This window comes from Chryseobacterium viscerum (genome assembly GCF_002899945.2).
Classification (GTDB): Bacteria; Bacteroidota; Bacteroidia; order Flavobacteriales; family Weeksellaceae; genus Chryseobacterium; species Chryseobacterium viscerum.
Genome location: NZ_PPEG02000007.1, coordinates 283,106 through 300,283 on the forward strand (window position 1 = coordinate 283,106; position 17,178 = coordinate 300,283).

General features: G+C 34.5%; 13 protein-coding genes. 4 read left to right on the top strand and 9 right to left on the bottom strand.

From position 1 onward, the window contains the following. The first annotated feature begins 1 nt into the window (after position 1). Entirely contained in the window at positions 2–433 is a 432-nt protein-coding gene (locus C1634_RS17770; RefSeq protein WP_103232068.1) for a branched-chain amino acid ABC transporter substrate-binding protein, read from the top strand. A 64-nt stretch (positions 434–497) separates the two neighbouring features. Here the strand turns inward: C1634_RS17770 and C1634_RS17775 are convergent, their stop codons facing one another. Together C1634_RS17775 and C1634_RS17780 are read right to left on the bottom strand one after the other, a co-directional pair. Continuing rightward, entirely contained in the window at positions 498–1,304 is an 807-nt protein-coding gene (locus C1634_RS17775) for an AraC family transcriptional regulator (RefSeq protein ID WP_109738849.1), read from the bottom strand. Between the two features lie 39 nt (positions 1,305–1,343). Then, positions 1,344–2,357: an SDR family NAD(P)-dependent oxidoreductase gene (locus C1634_RS17780; protein ID WP_103232070.1), complete on the bottom strand. Its 1,014-nt coding sequence runs from the start codon at positions 2,355–2,357 to the stop codon at positions 1,344–1,346. A 207-nt stretch (positions 2,358–2,564) separates the two neighbouring features. Here C1634_RS17780 and C1634_RS17785 point away from each other — a divergent pair, with 207 nt between their 5' ends. Continuing rightward, complete coding sequence (locus tag C1634_RS17785) at positions 2,565–3,569, top strand: glycosyltransferase (protein WP_109738850.1); 1,005 nt, start codon at positions 2,565–2,567, stop codon at positions 3,567–3,569. Positions 3,570–3,693: 124 nt separating this feature from the next. On the opposite strand, the gene C1634_RS17790 is transcribed toward C1634_RS17785, so the two are convergent. Then, entirely contained in the window at positions 3,694–4,923 is a 1,230-nt protein-coding gene (locus C1634_RS17790) for an aminotransferase class I/II-fold pyridoxal phosphate-dependent enzyme (protein WP_103232072.1), read from the bottom strand. A gap of 157 nt (positions 4,924–5,080) precedes the next feature. On the opposite strand from C1634_RS17790, the gene C1634_RS17795 reads away from it, so the two are divergent. Then, entirely contained in the window at positions 5,081–5,539 is a 459-nt protein-coding gene (locus C1634_RS17795; protein ID WP_103232073.1) for an Lrp/AsnC family transcriptional regulator, read from the top strand. Positions 5,540–5,555: 16 nt separating this feature from the next. Here the strand turns inward: C1634_RS17795 and C1634_RS17800 are convergent, their stop codons facing one another. From C1634_RS17800 to C1634_RS17825, 6 genes are all read right to left on the bottom strand, one after another. After that, complete coding sequence (locus tag C1634_RS17800) at positions 5,556–6,287, bottom strand: hypothetical protein (protein WP_103232074.1); 732 nt, start codon at positions 6,285–6,287, stop codon at positions 5,556–5,558. A 37-nt stretch (positions 6,288–6,324) separates the two neighbouring features. Next, positions 6,325–7,410 (bottom strand): serine hydrolase domain-containing protein, encoded by a 1,086-nt coding sequence (locus tag C1634_RS17805; protein ID WP_103232075.1) that lies wholly within the window; start codon positions 7,408–7,410, stop codon positions 6,325–6,327. A 210-nt stretch (positions 7,411–7,620) separates the two neighbouring features. Further along, complete coding sequence (locus C1634_RS17810) at positions 7,621–8,652, bottom strand: bestrophin family protein (protein WP_103232076.1); 1,032 nt, start codon at positions 8,650–8,652, stop codon at positions 7,621–7,623. A 336-nt stretch (positions 8,653–8,988) separates the two neighbouring features. Further along, positions 8,989–9,387, bottom strand: coding sequence for a hypothetical protein (locus C1634_RS17815; RefSeq protein WP_103232077.1), 399 nt, complete (start codon positions 9,385–9,387; stop codon positions 8,989–8,991). A gap of 12 nt (positions 9,388–9,399) precedes the next feature. Beyond that, a complete protein-coding gene (locus tag C1634_RS17820) occupies positions 9,400–13,842 on the bottom strand; it encodes a VPS10 domain-containing protein (protein WP_165835353.1) in 4,443 nt (1,480 codons plus the stop codon). A 706-nt stretch (positions 13,843–14,548) separates the two neighbouring features. Next, positions 14,549–15,532: a helix-turn-helix domain-containing protein gene (locus C1634_RS17825; RefSeq protein WP_109738852.1), complete on the bottom strand. Its 984-nt coding sequence runs from the start codon at positions 15,530–15,532 to the stop codon at positions 14,549–14,551. A gap of 556 nt (positions 15,533–16,088) precedes the next feature. On the opposite strand from C1634_RS17825, the gene C1634_RS17830 reads away from it, so the two are divergent. Next, entirely contained in the window at positions 16,089–17,087 is a 999-nt protein-coding gene (locus C1634_RS17830) for a T9SS type A sorting domain-containing protein (protein WP_109738853.1), read from the top strand. Positions 17,088–17,178 lie beyond the last annotated feature (91 nt).

Here is a 17,178-nt window from a genome sequence, read left to right on the forward strand (position 1 = left end):
AGTGTTAGGAGATTTTCTTGATTTTTTAGATTTCATTTTTAATATATCCAGAATATTTCAGGGTGGTTCTGGATTATCACGCTCAACTCCTGACAGAAAGAGTCTGAATTATGATGAAAAGCCTCAAAAGAAGGAATCAAAAAAATCAAAATATTTCACAGAGAAAGTAAGTGCAATAGCTTTAGTATTGGCTGCATTTTCTTTTTTTATTGTTTTTAAAGATCCTTTACCGGAACAAAACTATACACAAACTTTAGTGGTAGCTTCTTTAATAGGAGTCAGCCTTTCGTTTTTAATGTTTTTTGTCCTGCATGTACTGGAGCTTTATTATTTTAAAACGCTGTTCAAACTGCTTCTGTTCAGCTGTTCAGTGATCGCATTTTTTATTTCTGCGGTAATGTATATTTATTTTAAATCAGGTTTGTTTATATAGCAGACTTCAGTTTTATATCAAAATAAAAATAGGCTGTATTCATTGTGATACAGCCTATGTTATTTTATCGTGCCAGGGAAGGGGCAAAACCATACTGTTTTTTAAAAGCATGTGAAAAATGTGACAAATCTTCAAAACCCACTTCCAGAAAAACATCGGACGGCTTTTTATTCTTTTCGGATAAATGATAATAAGCGAGTTCAAGACGCTTTTGAGTGAGCCAACGCTGTGGTGTCGTTAGGAAAATCCTTCTGAAATCCCGGTTGAAAGTAGATAAGCTCCTTCCGGTAAGATATCCGAACCGCTCCAAAGGCATATTGAACATATAATTCTTTTCCATGAAATTAATCAGATCCACTTTTCCCGGTTCATCAAAATCTGCCAGTATAGCATCTATATTCTGGTCAATTTCTCTTACAATACTGATGGCCTCAGTAATCTTTAAATGAGCAATATTTTCAGGAAAAGGTCCTTCAACCTCAAAATAAGGAATAAGAGAAGCCAGACAGCTGTTCAGAAGTGGATGACTGCTAAAACTGTGAATACAGGATTCTCGCGGAGCCACTTTCTGTGTAAGATCAATAGAAGCATAAAATTGTTTCAGGCGTTCGGTCGTAAGATGCATGACCACCGCTTTATGAGGAAGTCCGTCTTTCGGATAATTGATGATCGTGGCAAGATGATTCCTCGGAATGAGGAAAATATCCCCCGCTTTAAAAACATAGGTTTTATCTGCCTGAATAATTTTCGTTTCTCCAGATATAAACCAGACCAGCATATGGTATTCAAAAACCGTTTCCGTTTTGAACAGTTTGTCGTCATAACTGGAAAGCTTGATATCCGGTGTGAGATATTGTATCTGGAAATCCATTGTCAAAAGTTTTTCATTACAAATGTATTTAAAAAACACTTATTTCGTATCAAAACGGAATCCCAGCATCTCTTCGCTTAGTTTCCACAACCGTTCTGCATTTTTTTTATCGATAGAATAGGGTTGTACCCCACGGATGGTAGCAGGTTCATCAAATCGATGCTCAATGTGACCTTTGTCTATCTCCGCAATATCACAGTTTTCACAATAAACACCACCAATTTCATTAAGCTGAGGACTTACAGAGCACCAGATTGTAGTGGCAGCCCCTTGCTGAAGAGTTTTTAATCGTGCTTCAACCTCCGGTTTTATCGTTCCGTTTTCATCATGCGTTCCAAGCTGTTTAAAAAGTTCAATAGGTTCCTCTCTGCCGAGATCAGTGCCATACACAGAACCCGGATGAAGAGAATACGCTCTGATATTGAATTCTTTTCCTCTTTCATCCAATTCTACCGCAAATAGATTACAGGCTGTTTTTGACTGTCCATAGCCTGCAAGAGTGTCATAGTCTCTTTTCTCAAAATTGGGATCTTCAAAATTAAAAGAGGACATCTGATGTCCATAAGAAGACACAGTAATGACTCTCGCAGCCTGTGATTTTCTCAGAGCCGACCACAGTTTTGATGTAAGGTGAAACTGCCCAAGGTAATTGGTTGCCAGCTGGGATTCAAACCCTCGGCTGTCTCTGCGAAGGGGCACCCACATAATGCCTGCATTATTAATCAGAAGATCCAGACTTCTTCCTGACGAGACAAATTTTTCTGCAAAGGCCTCTATCGATGCCGGATCCATCAGATCCATTTTTTCAAGTTCAAAATTTTCAATTCCTGAAAGATTTTTTCCAGCTTTTTCAATATCTCTTGCGGGAATAATGACATGTGCTCCGGCTGAAGTAAGCGCTTTTGTGGTTTCAAGCCCAATTCCTGCATAACCGCCGGTAATGATAACTGTTTTTCCGGTAAGATCAATTCCTTTAATAACTTCCTGAGCGGTTGAATAGGCATTAAATCCCGATTGAATAGGTTGCTGTAATGTGCTGATAATTGGTTCCATTTTTTTTGTTTTAAATTTCTATAGCAAAATTAGGAGGGATTCCTTGTGTTCATTTTGTTTAAAATGTCAAATTGGTTGGCTCAGAATTTCACAGATAATATGCATTCACTGAGAACAATAAATTTTATCTGAGTTAATTTCTCTGAATAAGCTGTTAAACTGTTTGTAGGTTGTGCTGCGAATAAGTAATTTTGAAAAATTTTCAATTTGAAGCCTACTATTTCCATTGTCGTTGCCATTTACAACCGAAAAGATGAACTTTTTGAGCTGCTGACTTCTCTTACTCAACAGACAGATAAGGAGTTCGAGATGATTATCGTAGATGATGGTTCTCTGATCGATCTGAAACCCACCATCAAGAATTTTGAAGGAATTCTGGATATTAAATATTTCAGAAAAGATAATTCAGGACCTGGATTGACAAGGAATTATGGGGCGGCAAGAGCAGCAAATGAATGGCTGGTATTTGTAGACAGTGATGTCATTGTTGAAGCTGATTATATTGAACATATCAAAAAAGATATTCAGACCATTCCTTGTGATGCATTTGGGGGAGCAGATAAGGCACATAAAGGTTTTAATCTGATGCAGAAAGCTATTTCTTATTCTATGACTTCTGTTTTTACAACCGGAGGAATCAGGGGAAGTAAGAAAGCTGTTTCCAAATTCCAACCCAGAAGCTTCAATATGGGGGTAAAAAAGGCTGTTTTTGAGAAGGTTGGTGGGTTTTCAGAGATGAGGATAGGGGAAGATCCGGATCTGTCTATGACCCTTTGGGAAAACGGTTTTACGACCGCCTTTTTTGATGATATTGCAGTATACCATAAACGCAGGGTAGATTTCGGTAAATTCTCCAAACAGGTCTATCAGTTTGGCTGTGCAAGACCTATTCTTAATCAGAGGCATCCTAATTATGTGAAAATCTCTTTTGCTTTTCCAACTTTGTTTATGTTGGGTTATATAATGGGCTTTCTGGAGTATTTTATCATGGGAAGAGGGATAATCCTTGCTTTTTATGGATTGTACACCTTTTTGGTGCTTTTTCATGCCTTACTGCTGACGAAAAATATCAGTATTGCCGGTATGGCAGTTATTTCCACTTATATTCAAATGTTTTCTTACGGCTACGGGTTCTTGAAATCCTGGATCCTGCTGAATGTTTTCAGAATGAAACCGGAAGATGCTTTTCCGCATCATTATCATAAGAAATAATTGTAAGTTTCGGCTAAAGCAAATTGAAGGATTTCTTTTTAATAAATGGGCTAAAGCCCATTCCTATTGAATTTATAGAATAAAAAAAGGCTGTTTCAAACGAAACAGCCTTTTTACAATAAATTTAGATGATAGAAATGTTTTCATGGTGGTTAAGAACTCCTACTTTCAGCATACATTCTTTCATTTTATGATAAGTTCTTTTAATATCGTGGTCAAGGCCGATGGAGAATCTGATCAATCCGTCGGAAATACCTATGGAAGCGCGTTCCTCCTCTGGAATTTCAGATGAGGTAGATCTCCCTGAGCATGAGAATAAGGTTTTGTAGAACCCTAAGCTTACGGCAAGATAACCCAGGTTTTCTGTCTGCATCATTTCCATCAGTTCATTGGCTTTTTCTGTGGTTCCGGCATCCAGTGTCAATAGTCCTCCATATCCGTACTCTTCATGAAGCATGCTTTTCATTAATTCATGATTTTTATGAGAAGGTAATCCCGGATAAGATACTTTTAAGCCGTCTTTTTCAAATCTTTCGGCAAGATACATAGCGTTGTGGCTATGTTGTTTTATTCTGATATGTAATGTTCTGAGGTTTTTTAAGATACTTGAAGATCTTAAACTATCCATAGTGGGTCCAAGAAGCATACAAGCCCCGGAATTTACATTTTTGGTATCATCGATGAAGGCCTGTGTTGCACAATATACACCTCCTACAGTATCACTGCTTCCGTTGATGAATTTCGTCAGACTGTGAATCACAACATCTGCCCCAAATAATGTTGGAGAGATAGAAAGAGGGGAGAAGGTATTGTCTACAATCAGTTTCAGATCGTGTTTTTTACAAATTTCGGAAAGTTTTCTAAGGTCTGCTACCTCAAGAAGCGGATTGCTCACACTTTCACAGTAAATAACTTTAGTATTGGGTGTTATTGCTTTTTCTATAGATTCAAAATTGTTGATATCAACAAAAGTGGTGGCTACATTAAACTGAGGAAGGAAATTTTTAAGAAAAGCATACGTTCCTCCGTAGATGGTTCTGCTTGATATAATATGGTCTCCACTTTTGCACACCTGCATCAAAACGGAAGTAATAGCTCCCATTCCGGATGCTGTAACGTTGGCAGATTCGGTATTTTCCATCTTGGCAAGAGCCTGTGCCAGATAAAGATTCATCGGGGATGAGTGTCTGGAATACAGGTAGCATCCTTCAGCATTCCCTTCGAAAGTATCAAACATGGTTTTTGCAGAAAGGAACGTATAGGTAGAGCTGTCAGAGATAGAAGGATTCACTCCTCCGAATTCACCAAAATACTGAAGATCCTGGATCTCATTGGCTGCGTTAAAGTTTTCCATAAGTATTGTTTTTATTTTATTGTCCCAATTTGCATTAATTTCCTAATAATTACAATATAAATTTGAATTTATAGAATATAAAACTGTAAAATATTGTTTATTTAGAAAAATTATTTAGTATCTTCGGGATTGTTAAACTTTTACCAAAAAAATATCTATGGAACTTGACGAAACGGATAAGAAACTATTACTTTTTTTACAGGAAGACTGTAAACAAACCACCAAAGAACTGTCCGGCAAACTTGGATTGTCTGTTACAGCAATCTACGAGCGTGTAAAAAAGCTTGAAAATGCCGGAATTATTTCAAAATATGTAGCCTTGCTGGACAAGAGTAAAGTTAAGAAAAATTTTATCGTTCTGTGTCACGTAAAATTAAGCCAGCATAAAAAAGAATTTGTACTGCAGTTTGAAAAAGAAGTAATGGATCTTCAGGAAGTTACAGAATGCTTTCATGTAAGCGGAGATTATGATTATATCCTTAAAATAGGAGTGAAGGATATTGAAGACTATCGCAATTTTATGCTGACGAAACTTACAACGCTTCAGCACATTGCAAGTACGCACAGTTCATTTATGATTTCCGAGGTGAAAAATACGACAGCAATTGTATTGTAGACATTAATCGGTAGACTCAGATTGTTTTTTCGTTAATAAAAAAAGTAACGGTTTCCGGTTGTTGGATAAGCTGTTCAACATATGGCTTCAACGTTTCAGAAGTTAAATCTGTTGTATTGTTGATCTGTAAGCTTCGCAGACTTCCATCTTTCTGTGGAGCGATCAGAATCACGTTGCCATATTTCAGATGGTAAAGTTTCATGTTGACAATAGCAAAATCTTCCTTTTCAAGAGTGGTAAAGGCAGAGAAGTCAATTTTGTTATTGGAAGTTTTTACAAATCCTTGTCCGATCACATCGGGGAAATTTCTCGAAACGATATTCATTTTACTTGAAGTGTATTCTTTATCATCAATAAAATCTGTGAGAACAAGAATGGTGAAAAACACTCTGTCTTTATTCTTAACCTTATGAGAATTTAAAGCTCCCCATTTATTTTCTATAAAGCTTGTATATACAATCCTTTTGCCCTGCAGTTTTAAGCCAAAAAAATTTCCCAGTGTTCCCACTCCTTTAAAACCGTCTTTCTGAATGCTGTCATAGATTGGATAAGGAAAAACACCATACGTAAAAGGACCTGAATCTTTACCCGGGACTTTAAGTTCTTCTTCCACTCTTTTAAAATCCAGATTTTCTTTTTGATTTTGAACTTTCAGTTGTTTTTCTCTTACTTTTTTACTGTTTTCAATAGATTGCGCCGAAGATAGGCTGACAAAGAAGAGTAGGATAAGGGCTAAATAGAATCTCATATTTATTTGTTCGGTTGGCTATTGGTTTTGTTAGTTCTTATTGGTCGCCTTTGGTGATTTTGTCTATGAAATAATGTAGTCTTTTAATATCTGCTCTTCCTTTATTGCTTTCATTTAAGAAACATGTTGTTACAATCACCATTTTCAGATCAGGAATGACGCAGATCAGCTGTCCTCCGTAGCCCGTTGCTACAAAAGCTTGATGTCCATTGGTTTTTCTTCGCCACCAATAATAGCCGTATCCGTTTGCGTTGGGCATTACATCCCATGAATCCAGCTTTACCTGTTCAGATGTTGATTCCTGAATCCATTTTTGAGATACAATCTGTTTGCCGCTAAGTTTTCCGTTGTTAAGGATCATCGTTCCGAATTTCAGCATGTCATTCGGTTTCATAAAAAGCTCCGAGCCTGCAAGATTTCTATCCATTGAATCCGTATCCCATCTGGTGATATTCATTTTTAAAGGTCTAAACAGATTTTCATTGGCAAATTGTTTCAAGCTGGTTTTTACGATTCTTGATAAGGCAGCCCCGAAAAGATGGCTTTCACCACTGTTATAGTTGAATACAGTTCCGGGATATTCTTCAAAAGGTAAATCCAGAACAAATTTTACCGGGTCACCGGAGAAAGACATAGCTGTCGAAATTTTTGAATTTTCAACCCAGTCGAAACCTCCCTGCATGGTCAACAGATTTTTTAGTGTTAATGTATTTCTGATAGAATCATGAAGAACTTTCCCTTCGATATTGGAAATGTTTTTGAATCTGCTTCTTGACATATTGTATTCCGGAAGGATTTTTAAAACCGGAGTATTGAGATTGGGAAGTATGTTTTTATCTTTTGCAATTCCTGCCAAAACAGATACGATACTTTTGGTAACAGATTTTACACTGAAGGTGGTTTCTTTATTGGCTCCGTGAAAATAGTGCTCATACAAAAGTCTGCCGTTTTGGGTAACAATGAAAGAACCCAGGGATGGAATACTGTCATTGATTTCCTTGGTGAATTTGTCTTCAAATTCTTTGGGTAATTCCTTGTTGAAAGCTGCCTGTGATTTTACTTTAGAGCAGAATAGGGTAAGACATAGGATTGTCAAAACCTGCAGTACTTGCTTGGATCTCATTGTTTAAAAAAGAAGGGATAAATGATTAGTTGATAAAAATATACGTTAAATCAAACCAGAATTGAGTGATTTAACGTATACTTTCAATGCCTCTAAATTATGAAAAACAATGAAGTTTTAAAATATATTTTATCGAATATTTTTAATTTTTTTCGAGAGTTCAGACATTCCGTTTTATGGTGTCTTTTTGATCTTTCAACGTATTGAAAACTATACCAAGACTCCGTTTTTAGAAACAATAGGATCCGGAAGATCTGTTTCTCCGCTCATCTGAAGCAAATCAATTTCAATCGTTCTGCAGATAGAAAGCATAGGGACATCAAACATCAATCCTGCAAAGGGGTTTTCAGAATAATCTCCTACCAGTTCCATGATGATATAGATCCATCCGATAATGATACAGAACGGAATAGAGGTCCAGATTCCCCAGTCACCCAGTTTTGCAAACTCATTCACTAATCCCAATGGGAGAAGCATAATAAACAGGATGTTAAAAACAAAAGCCGTACTGGCAAATTGTCTTGGCGAAGGGAATTTTTTGATTCTTTCTGCCTGTCCCTGAAGATTATAGAATTCATTCAAACTGTTTTGCAGCTGAGTTTGATTAAAATCTGTGATGACATCCATGTTTTTGAGCTCATTGATGTCTTTTGCCTGTTGGGCAATAAGATAAGTAGCAAAGTTTTTATAATCATTTTTAAGATCATATTCTTCTTCCGAAAGATATTTGTGCAGGAAAATAGGCGCTCTTCCGTAATCCGGAAATCCTGCTTTGATCAATCTGTTTCTTCTCAGGTTGATATTCCCGAATTTATTATTTTCTGTACTGATATGTTCCCATTCTGTAGGAACAAGAAGCTGTTCACGGAAAGTGTATAGCCATGCAATATGGCGGTAAACAATTCTTCTTTTACGGTCTTCAAGATCAAACACCCCTATTTCTTCATTTTTGGTATCAAAGGCATATACCATGGAAGCAAACGAACGGCTTGAGTTCACAATTCCGCCCCAGATTTTTCTGGCTTCCCAAAGTCTGTCATAGGCCTGGTTGTTTTTAAAACCCACAAGGAATGCTTCTGCTGTACCAATCAGTGCAACAGGAACCCATGGAATTGTCATCCAGTGCCAGTTGAAGAAATAAAAGAAAACAGCAATCAAGGTACACCAGATAGAGATTAGGATAAGATGTACACCGGCCAGATTGAGAACCTGTTTATAATTGACGTATTTGGTTGTGATCATAAAGATGGATGTGTTTTGCGTGTATAGACAAAATAAATACCAAACTGTGATTGATTTTATTTTGTAATGCCTTTCAGATAATGGATAGTTGAGTTTTCTTAGTTTATAATAGTCTAAAATTGAGATTGATAATCTTAAATAAAAGTAGTGAAAAAATTGCACAAAAAAACCTCTAAAAATTTTTAGAGGTTTTATATATATTTTAAACATAAAAGGAAGTTGCAATTTTTTGAAACAAAATTTGCATCATTTCTGTTCTGCTTCCTTAAACTGAAGACAGGCTTTATAGGTAGTTTTTAACGATTGTCATTTCATATAGTAACACTGATTATAATTTTATGGAATGTATGTATTTAATACGATCCAATTATTCCCATCACTTACGATTTCTACAGATTGATTTTGAGTTATTAAATCATAGTTAGATATGCCCTCTATGGTTTGGCTTAGCTGTGTTTGTATACTTACTTTTTTCAAAGTAGTGTTTTTTATAACATAAGTTCTACCCGAAATTCCAATGGCTGTAGGTAAAGTAATGATGATATCTGTTGTCGGGATACATATTATTAAAGAATGATTAATAGTAAGTGTTGTATTGGTTGTAATCTTGGTAACCTTGTTTGCTAAAGAGCCACGTACATCCAGAGTTGAATTAGGAGTCGCTGTATTTACACCCACCTGAGCCTGTATTCCGATGGAAAAAAAGGCTAGTAAAAATGCTATTATTATTTTCATACTAAGTTGTTATTATATTTTTTTCAGAATCTGCCAACCTGCTCCATCGCTTACAATCGTAATCATGTTACTTGGTGTAAGAGTGACAGAGTTTCCTAAATCAATCTTTTCACTGTTAGAAGGCATTATTACTGTGTTTCCTGTTCCTATACTTTTAATAATATATGTCCTTCCTTTAATTCCTTGTGCAGAAGGTAAAGTTATAGTAATGCTTGAGGCAGAATTCGATAAAACAATAGAATGCGTACTATTCAGTGTCGTAGCAGTATTTATGGCATTTACTTTTCTGCTCATGGAGCCATTTACATCAAGCATAGAAGTCGGCTGGGCAATATTTATACCTATAGCTCCACAAGCAATCAGAGAAACGGTAATTGGTAATCTGCTGCTGCTGTCACAATTATTAATAGTTTGAGCGGCATAATAAGTAGTACCCTCAATAAGCGGGGTGGATAAATCCAGTAGTGTACCTCCGGAAGGAGCATCATACCAGGTAATTCCATTTCCTATTGCGGTTAAGTCATCCAGAGTAGAATCTTGGCAGACATTTTGAGCAATACTGCCTGTAGGTGGCACTACACCACAATCAGGATCTGTAGTTGAATAGCAGGAATTTACCACTTCATAATAGGATCCGGCACAATCGGTTTGAAGTCTTTTGATATATAATGCTTTGTTTATAAGTATAAATTTGAGCTGGGCAATATTTGAAGATTCTGAATATACGTTTGCTGAATTATTATTGGTAACATTGGAGGGTGCAGAAGCGCCAAAGTGTTGGTAATTAATTACCTGAATAATATTGTGGATTAAATCAATATTTAAATAGACTTTAGCAGTTGCTGAAGAACAATTGGTGTTAATCGTAAGATTTACAAACACATTATTCTGAGTACTAGCTAAAGTTGTGAAATCTTTAATTAAATAATTATTACTGTCAGTTATCTGGCTGGTTGAAATAGGATTGTTACATGTCGTTGGCTGTTCTGTATCATCTATTGTATTATTGTCTTTATCTAAAGGAGCCCAGCAGGAAGCATTCAATCTAAATATTCCTGATCCACCACAAGTATCGGAATTTTTTTGGATGTAAAGTATATGATTATTGAGGTAATAAGTAACCTGGGCATTAGTCGTTAGTGTACTTGTAACTGAATTTGTTTCATTGCCTGTAACGGTTGATGTATTAGTATCTCCAAAGTGTTTGTAAGTAAGAACATTGATTGTATTGTTATCCAAATTGATAATCGCTTTAAGATTATTTACACTCGTCCCACAGGCGGTATAAGCATTCAAATTTACATAGTATATGCCTGAAGTTGCCCCATTGAAATTAGTAGCAGTTATAGAAGTATTATTGTTTACAGATGCAGATTGAGGTATTGTATTCGTACATTTTTGTATTTCATCAGAGTCACCACCGTCTGCTTTAACATAAGGTTTCCAGCAAGAAGCCTGCAAGCGAATGGTAGCACCCGATCCACAAGCATTTGAGATATGCTTTAAATATAAATTATTGCCCGTAAGTATAAAAGAAATTGTAGCATAAGAATTACTTACACTCGTAACGGTATTCGTATTGTCTCCTGTAACCATAATACTGGCATTACCAAAATGACTATATGAGAGGACTGTTATTTTATTGGCTGCTAAATTTACAATAGCAGTTAATTTAGCGAGTGTACTATAGCAATTGGTACTAACATTTATATTTACTAAAAATTCACCTGCTGCTGCATTACCAAAATTGGTTACCAGTACTTGATTTCCTGGTGTAAAGTTACTGCTTTGCGGGATATTGTTGACGCAATTTGCAGAAACATTCCCATCAGAATTTAGCATTAAGCAACTACTGCTATCATAGTTTACATTTAAGAAGTTGGTAATCGTTTTTGTATTGGATTTATTGTAAATATCCGTTACTGTTAAAGTTACATCTACGCTTCCTGGTGATAAAAATTTTACCTCCGGATTTTGGGAAGATGCACTTGTGCCATTAAGGTAGATAGGAGCTTTGGTAAATGACCAATTCCAGGTAGCTCCAGCTGTTTTTAAAATACTGTAGTCTGCTAATTTTACTCTTTGATTAATACAGACTTCTTTCACATTTGTAGTAGGCTGTGCTATAGGCGTATTATATACTTCGTAAAAGGATGCCTCCTGAATGCCTCGATATCCTGCTATTCTGAGCTTTTCCTGAAAATAGGATGGTCTTATATAAATTCTATCGACTGCTGTTTTAGTCATCAATCCATTTGAAAAATCACTCCAGTCAGCCATGTTATTATTTCTATAATAACATTTTGATGTACCCATACTATTTGAACCACATATGTATATCCCTCCGTTAGTCCCATATTGATGTATCATATCTTTTACCTGAAATTGACTTAAGGTATTAGAGTCTAGATCTATCCAGGTCGTTCCACCATCTATACTTCTAAAAACTCTACGTGAAGTATTTGGGCTAAAAGCAGCATTGCTGCTATATGCTAGAAATAATTCATTAGCATTGGTTTGAGAAATATCAAGATATAAATTTCTTCCATTGGACGTAAAGTCTGCCCCATTAAGTGAGAGGCTGCGTAGATTCCATGTTATTCCACCATCAGTTGTTTTCCATAAACCTGAGGATTGCGTTAAAACATACATAACATTGGCATCACTTCTAGTGGTTTTAATATTCCATACTATAGAACCGAAAGTGTATAAAACTTTTTGAGAAATACCATTATTATCAGATATCATGATGGAATTATCTTTTCCGACATAGATGATATTACTATTCACAACATTTGAAGTTGTATCACTTATTCTCGCTCCATAAAGATAATCTGTATTAGACATTACAAATTCATACGTTTTCGGAACTGAAGTATTATAATTAATATCAGCTTGATAGAATCCGGAATAGATATCCGAATAATAAATGCTGTTTGGTCTGCTAAAAATAGTTTTACCAACAGGAGATTCACCCCCTCCAAGAGCAATAGCTTTTCTGTTACTCCAGTTAGGGTTATATATATGATTACCATTATGATATTGGCCACCCCCCATCTGATCGGTATTAAATCCTACATCAAATCCCCAATAAGCACGTGAAAGGATTCCCTTATTTGTGCTTTTCCAATTAGTAAGAGAGGTAAAATTATCAGAAGAAACACTTACCCCTCCATCTGTAGCTAGAACGACCTCACTGTCTCCCACAAACCTTAGATCTTGTATATCAGGATGAATAGGAAAACTCCCACTATATCCTCCTATAGTTGTGAAATTAAGTCCCCCATCTATTGATTTAAAAAATGTGGTAACTCCTAAAAAAAATATATTTTGATTACTGGGAGAAATTCCAAATACAAAATCATAAAATCCCTGTGAAAATCCAGTAGCATAAACAGATAGAGGAGCAAAATTTTCTCCAGAATCTGTACTTTTTATAAGTTCTACATTAGTATCTGATAGAAAAGCAATGGCTACTAAATTTGGATTATCAGCTGTAGTGCCTAGTAAGTATCCTGATTTTGTAGTAGTTAAGCTGTATGTTGTTGGTTTTAAAATCCAACTGATCCCTGCATCTGTTGATTTATAAAAATCACCAGTATTGGTTATTGCATATGCAATGGTATTACTGTTGGGGGCAAAAGTAACATCATGAAAGGTTTTTCCACTTAATTTCTGAGAAAATGTAGCTCCAGAATCATTAGAAACATACACTCCGTTTGTTGTAGCAGATAAAATTGTATTTCCGTCAGCAGACCATACTATTTCGTTACTGTTAGAGATAACTGGTTTTATAGTCCAGGTTATTCCTCCATCAGTAGTTTGTTTCATCGGAGAACTTCCTATAACAAAAGTATTGGGATTAGTAGGGTGAAATGCAATAGGTCCTCGTGCATCATCTAAAAATGTCCAGTTTTCGCCACCATCTATGGTTTTAAATAAAGCTCCTACCTCCAATGAAGCAATACGAATTAAAGGGTCAGAAGGAGCAATACCAATATTATAAACATTAGCTTGATAGGGGATATTTGTTCCGCTTGAATTAACTGTTTCATCCGAAGAAACTTGTGACCAAATTATATTGGTCGTAGTCTTGCTTGTTGAATTTGATTGGTTAATATGCTTAATATAAGCTTCTTTGGATGGAAGACTAAGGAAACCTTCACTATTAATGAATTCTGAAGGAACACTTCGTAAAAAGTAGAGAGCAAAACGTACAATAGGGATTTCACTAATACTTTCTTCTAACTCATTTTCTTCTTCACGATATTTTTCTTTTCTTTCCTTTTCTTGCTCCTTCTCCTTCTCCTGTTTTTTTATCCATACATCCATATTATCTTGTAACTTAAAGATATTAATGTGATCAGGATTATTATAAAATTGTTTAGCCCAGTTTGGGGTATCAGAGGTTTGTACGGGCAAATCAGAGAAATTAATAAAGTCTTTAATACTCATTGATTTATTTTGCCCATAACAATGAGCAGCAAGTAAAAATAAAAGCAAAAAATAGATGATTCGTTTCATTTGTGATGAATTAAAAGAAGATAATTGCGTTTCAATCTTTTCAAATTGAAAGAGTTATAAACTGATTGAAGTTACAAAAAATTTATTCTCAACAATCTGGAAAGTTTTCGATTTTTGATGGTTATTATTTTTATCCTGATTGGAGGAAAAGGATTATATTCTAAAAGAAAAGACCATACTTGAGTTAATAATACTATCTCACTTACGATCTAAGTGAGATAGTATCGTAAATGTTTTTGTATTTTTTAGTAGCCAGAAATCATAGTCTAAGATCCTGAGACTGTTCCTTTTTCTAAAATTGTATTAAAAGTAAGGGGATTTTCTCCTTAATTTACCATGCGATTACTTGCTAATGTCCCATCATTTGTATAAATATTTAAGAGAAAGAAAGGTGGAAATTAAGGTTTACAGGCAAAAAAATCATTTTATCTATTAAAATTAATAGATTTTACACTTATCGCGCTATATTTTCCGCTTCGTCGAGTGACCCTTATATGTTCTTCATTTCACTTCCTGAACTAGGTTGGCAGACCTTCAGTCTGTATTCAGAATGACAGAGTCATAATAATTAAATATCATGATTCGTGTAAAATCGCATATAATTACCTTAATTTTTTAACAATTCTTGCGGGCTAATCTACTTTGAAGATATTTCCAAAGAATTCATGAATTCTGATGGAGTCATATTTTCAACCTGTTTAAAGGCTTTATTAAAAGTAGATTGATGTTTGAAACCTGCAGATGTATATATATGCATTAACGTATAGCGGGGATAATTGATTTTCATTTCTTCCTTTATATAATTAATGCGGTATGTATTCATGAAGCTTTTAAAATTCATATCCGTATTATATTTAATAGCTCTGGAAATATAAGAGGTGTTTGTATTGCATTGATGAGCAAGGTCTTGCATTCCGAATTCTGAGTTTTTCCAAGGCTTAGAGTTTTCAAAATAATCTAAAATTTGCAGATAAATACTATCATACATCTGAGAATTTTCAATGTAAATTTTTTCCTCTAGAATAAGAGATTCATTTTCAAAAGATTTAACAAGTATTCTATATTTATTCTCTGATATTTTGATGTTGTAATATATTATAAATAGGCCAATGGTGAAAAAAGTGATTAAGATTCTTATATTATTAACATGTACATTTTTATATTTCATCAAATCCGGATAATACCTATTGGGTAGAATAGTAATAAATACTATTAATAATAAAATGACTAATGTCCATATAACAACTGTCCTGAATTTAAATAAATTACAAATTCCAAAAGGAATGAGTAAAAAATATGTACAAGTTTCGGGAGATGCTTTCCAAACCATAAATAAGAAAAAACTTAAAGCTCCAATTTTTATAACCAAATAAGGGGTTACAAAGTGTTTCAAAATACTATACTCTAATTTAAATACTACAGCAGCAGTAACAATGACAATTAAAAAAGCTCCAAAAATGAACTCTGCAATATTAGTATTCCCCTCAAAATATAATGTACCTATGTGTATAGATAAAATAAGAAGAAAAAGAAGATGATAATGGAAAAAGTACATTTTTAAAAGATGATCCATCGAAAATGGATCTATGGGTTTGTTGGAATAAAATAAATTTGGTTTCATACAAATGTGATCTTTAATGGATAATAATATTTTCTAAGACAGAGGGATAAGATATTACTACTAAGATAATAAATATATAGATCAATATAATTAATTAAGTTCATTTATAAAAATACTTATATAATTAATTGTTTATCAGTTGTTTGTTTGTTTTTTGAGCGTTTTTATAAAAGGTATAAATTTATACGAATCAGTTGTTGTAGAAAGTTAAATTTGTATAAAACTTATTTAATATCAATACCATTTATGATGAATAAAAATTTTTATTTTCTTGTTTTTTTATAAGTTTTTTCAGTTTTGGGCAGGTAGGATTAAATACTACTTTTCCAGAGACGACTCTTAATATGAGAAGGAAAAACCATTTGGGGGATGTTGATCCTAAAGTAAGAAACTTTTTTTTAGTGACTAACTGAAAGAAAATAATACCAATATCCTATACCAACAAGTTTATTCTAAATACAGAATTAGAGGCAGCCTTTAAAACACAAATGTTTATAAGTATACTAAGGGAGGAGAGCCTCCCTGGTATATATTCCATTATTTAAAAAAACATAATATGAAACTAATAAGTATAATTTTTATAGTAGGCACTAATATTTGTTTAGGCCAAACCACTATTACAAAATCATTTAATGATCCCTCTGTAGGAGATGTAATAAATAATTATAATATCAATGGAACGGTTGATAATTCAGCAACAGGAATGAATACTACCTTCAATAATTCAGCTTTGACAGCCGGAGCATCTTCGATTACTAATTATGCAACCCCTACAGTCAGTGAAATAGCTGCTTTTCCTGGCTCGAACATTAAAATGAACAATACAGGGAATACCATTTTATACAAATCTACTGCTTCGAAACTTGAAATAACGGGAGCTATTACAGCAGATGCGACCTTAAATTTTTCAGCAGACAATGGTACTTTTATTACCTACCCAGCAAGTTATGGACATTCAGAAACAGATAATGCACGAGGTACATTCAGTTCTTCATCAGGATCAGGACTGTTCAAAGGAACGGTAACCACTACGGCAGATGCCTCAGGTACTTTATTGATAGGGACCAAAACCTATATGAATGTCCTCCGATTAAAGTCTGTACAAAATTTAAACCTATACCAATCTACAGATACCAGTTATCTTTTTTCAATAGGAAATGTAACAAGTACTACGTATCTGTATTATGATAATTTGCATAAGTTTCCCTTATTGAATTCGACACAAGGAAATATTACTATTCCTATTTTAAGTATTAATCAGACAACTAGCAACGCTCAAGCTTTAGATGAGACCTTTTTAGCTGTCAATGAGCAAATAAAAAATGATTTTTTCTATGTTTTTCCTAATCCGGCTGAGGATTTTATAATTATAAATTCTACAAAATCTCGCAATTATACTGCATATAAGATTTATTCTATGGAAGGCAAAATGATAAACTCAGGGAAAATAGAAGAAGGGAAAATTCAAATTTCTTATTTGGTTCCCGGGATGTATGCAATAGAATTTTTGGGGAATAGTTTGGAGACTAAACGAATAAAAATCTTAAAAAAATAACTCAATCTAAATAGTTACTTTATTGGCATCAAGAGGAATTTCAGTTACAGTTATTTGTCCTGGTTCAATGGACACACCTTTCTTCTACGGC

Excerpts from the sequence above, each read along its gene's own strand:
- C1634_RS17775 (WP_109738849.1), bottom strand. The coding sequence starts at position 1,304 with ATGGATTTCCAGATACAATATCTCACACCGGATATCAAGCTTTCCAGT.
- C1634_RS17780 (WP_103232070.1), bottom strand. The coding sequence starts at position 2,357 with ATGGAACCAATTATCAGCACATTACAGCAACCTATTCAATCGGGATTT.
- C1634_RS17790 (WP_103232072.1), bottom strand. The coding sequence starts at position 4,923 with ATGGAAAACTTTAACGCAGCCAATGAGATCCAGGATCTTCAGTATTTT.
- C1634_RS17795 (WP_103232073.1), top strand. The coding sequence starts at position 5,081 with ATGGAACTTGACGAAACGGATAAGAAACTATTACTTTTTTTACAGGAA.
- C1634_RS17800 (WP_103232074.1), bottom strand. The coding sequence starts at position 6,287 with ATGAGATTCTATTTAGCCCTTATCCTACTCTTCTTTGTCAGCCTATCT.
- C1634_RS17805 (WP_103232075.1), bottom strand. The coding sequence starts at position 7,410 with ATGAGATCCAAGCAAGTACTGCAGGTTTTGACAATCCTATGTCTTACC.
- C1634_RS17810 (WP_103232076.1), bottom strand. The coding sequence starts at position 8,652 with ATGATCACAACCAAATACGTCAATTATAAACAGGTTCTCAATCTGGCC.
- C1634_RS17815 (WP_103232077.1), bottom strand. The coding sequence starts at position 9,387 with ATGAAAATAATAATAGCATTTTTACTAGCCTTTTTTTCCATCGGAATA.
- C1634_RS17820 (WP_165835353.1), bottom strand. The coding sequence starts at position 13,842 with ATGAGTATTAAAGACTTTATTAATTTCTCTGATTTGCCCGTACAAACC.
- C1634_RS17825 (WP_109738852.1), bottom strand. The coding sequence starts at position 15,532 with ATGAAACCAAATTTATTTTATTCCAACAAACCCATAGATCCATTTTCG.
- C1634_RS17830 (WP_109738853.1), top strand. The coding sequence starts at position 16,089 with ATGAAACTAATAAGTATAATTTTTATAGTAGGCACTAATATTTGTTTA.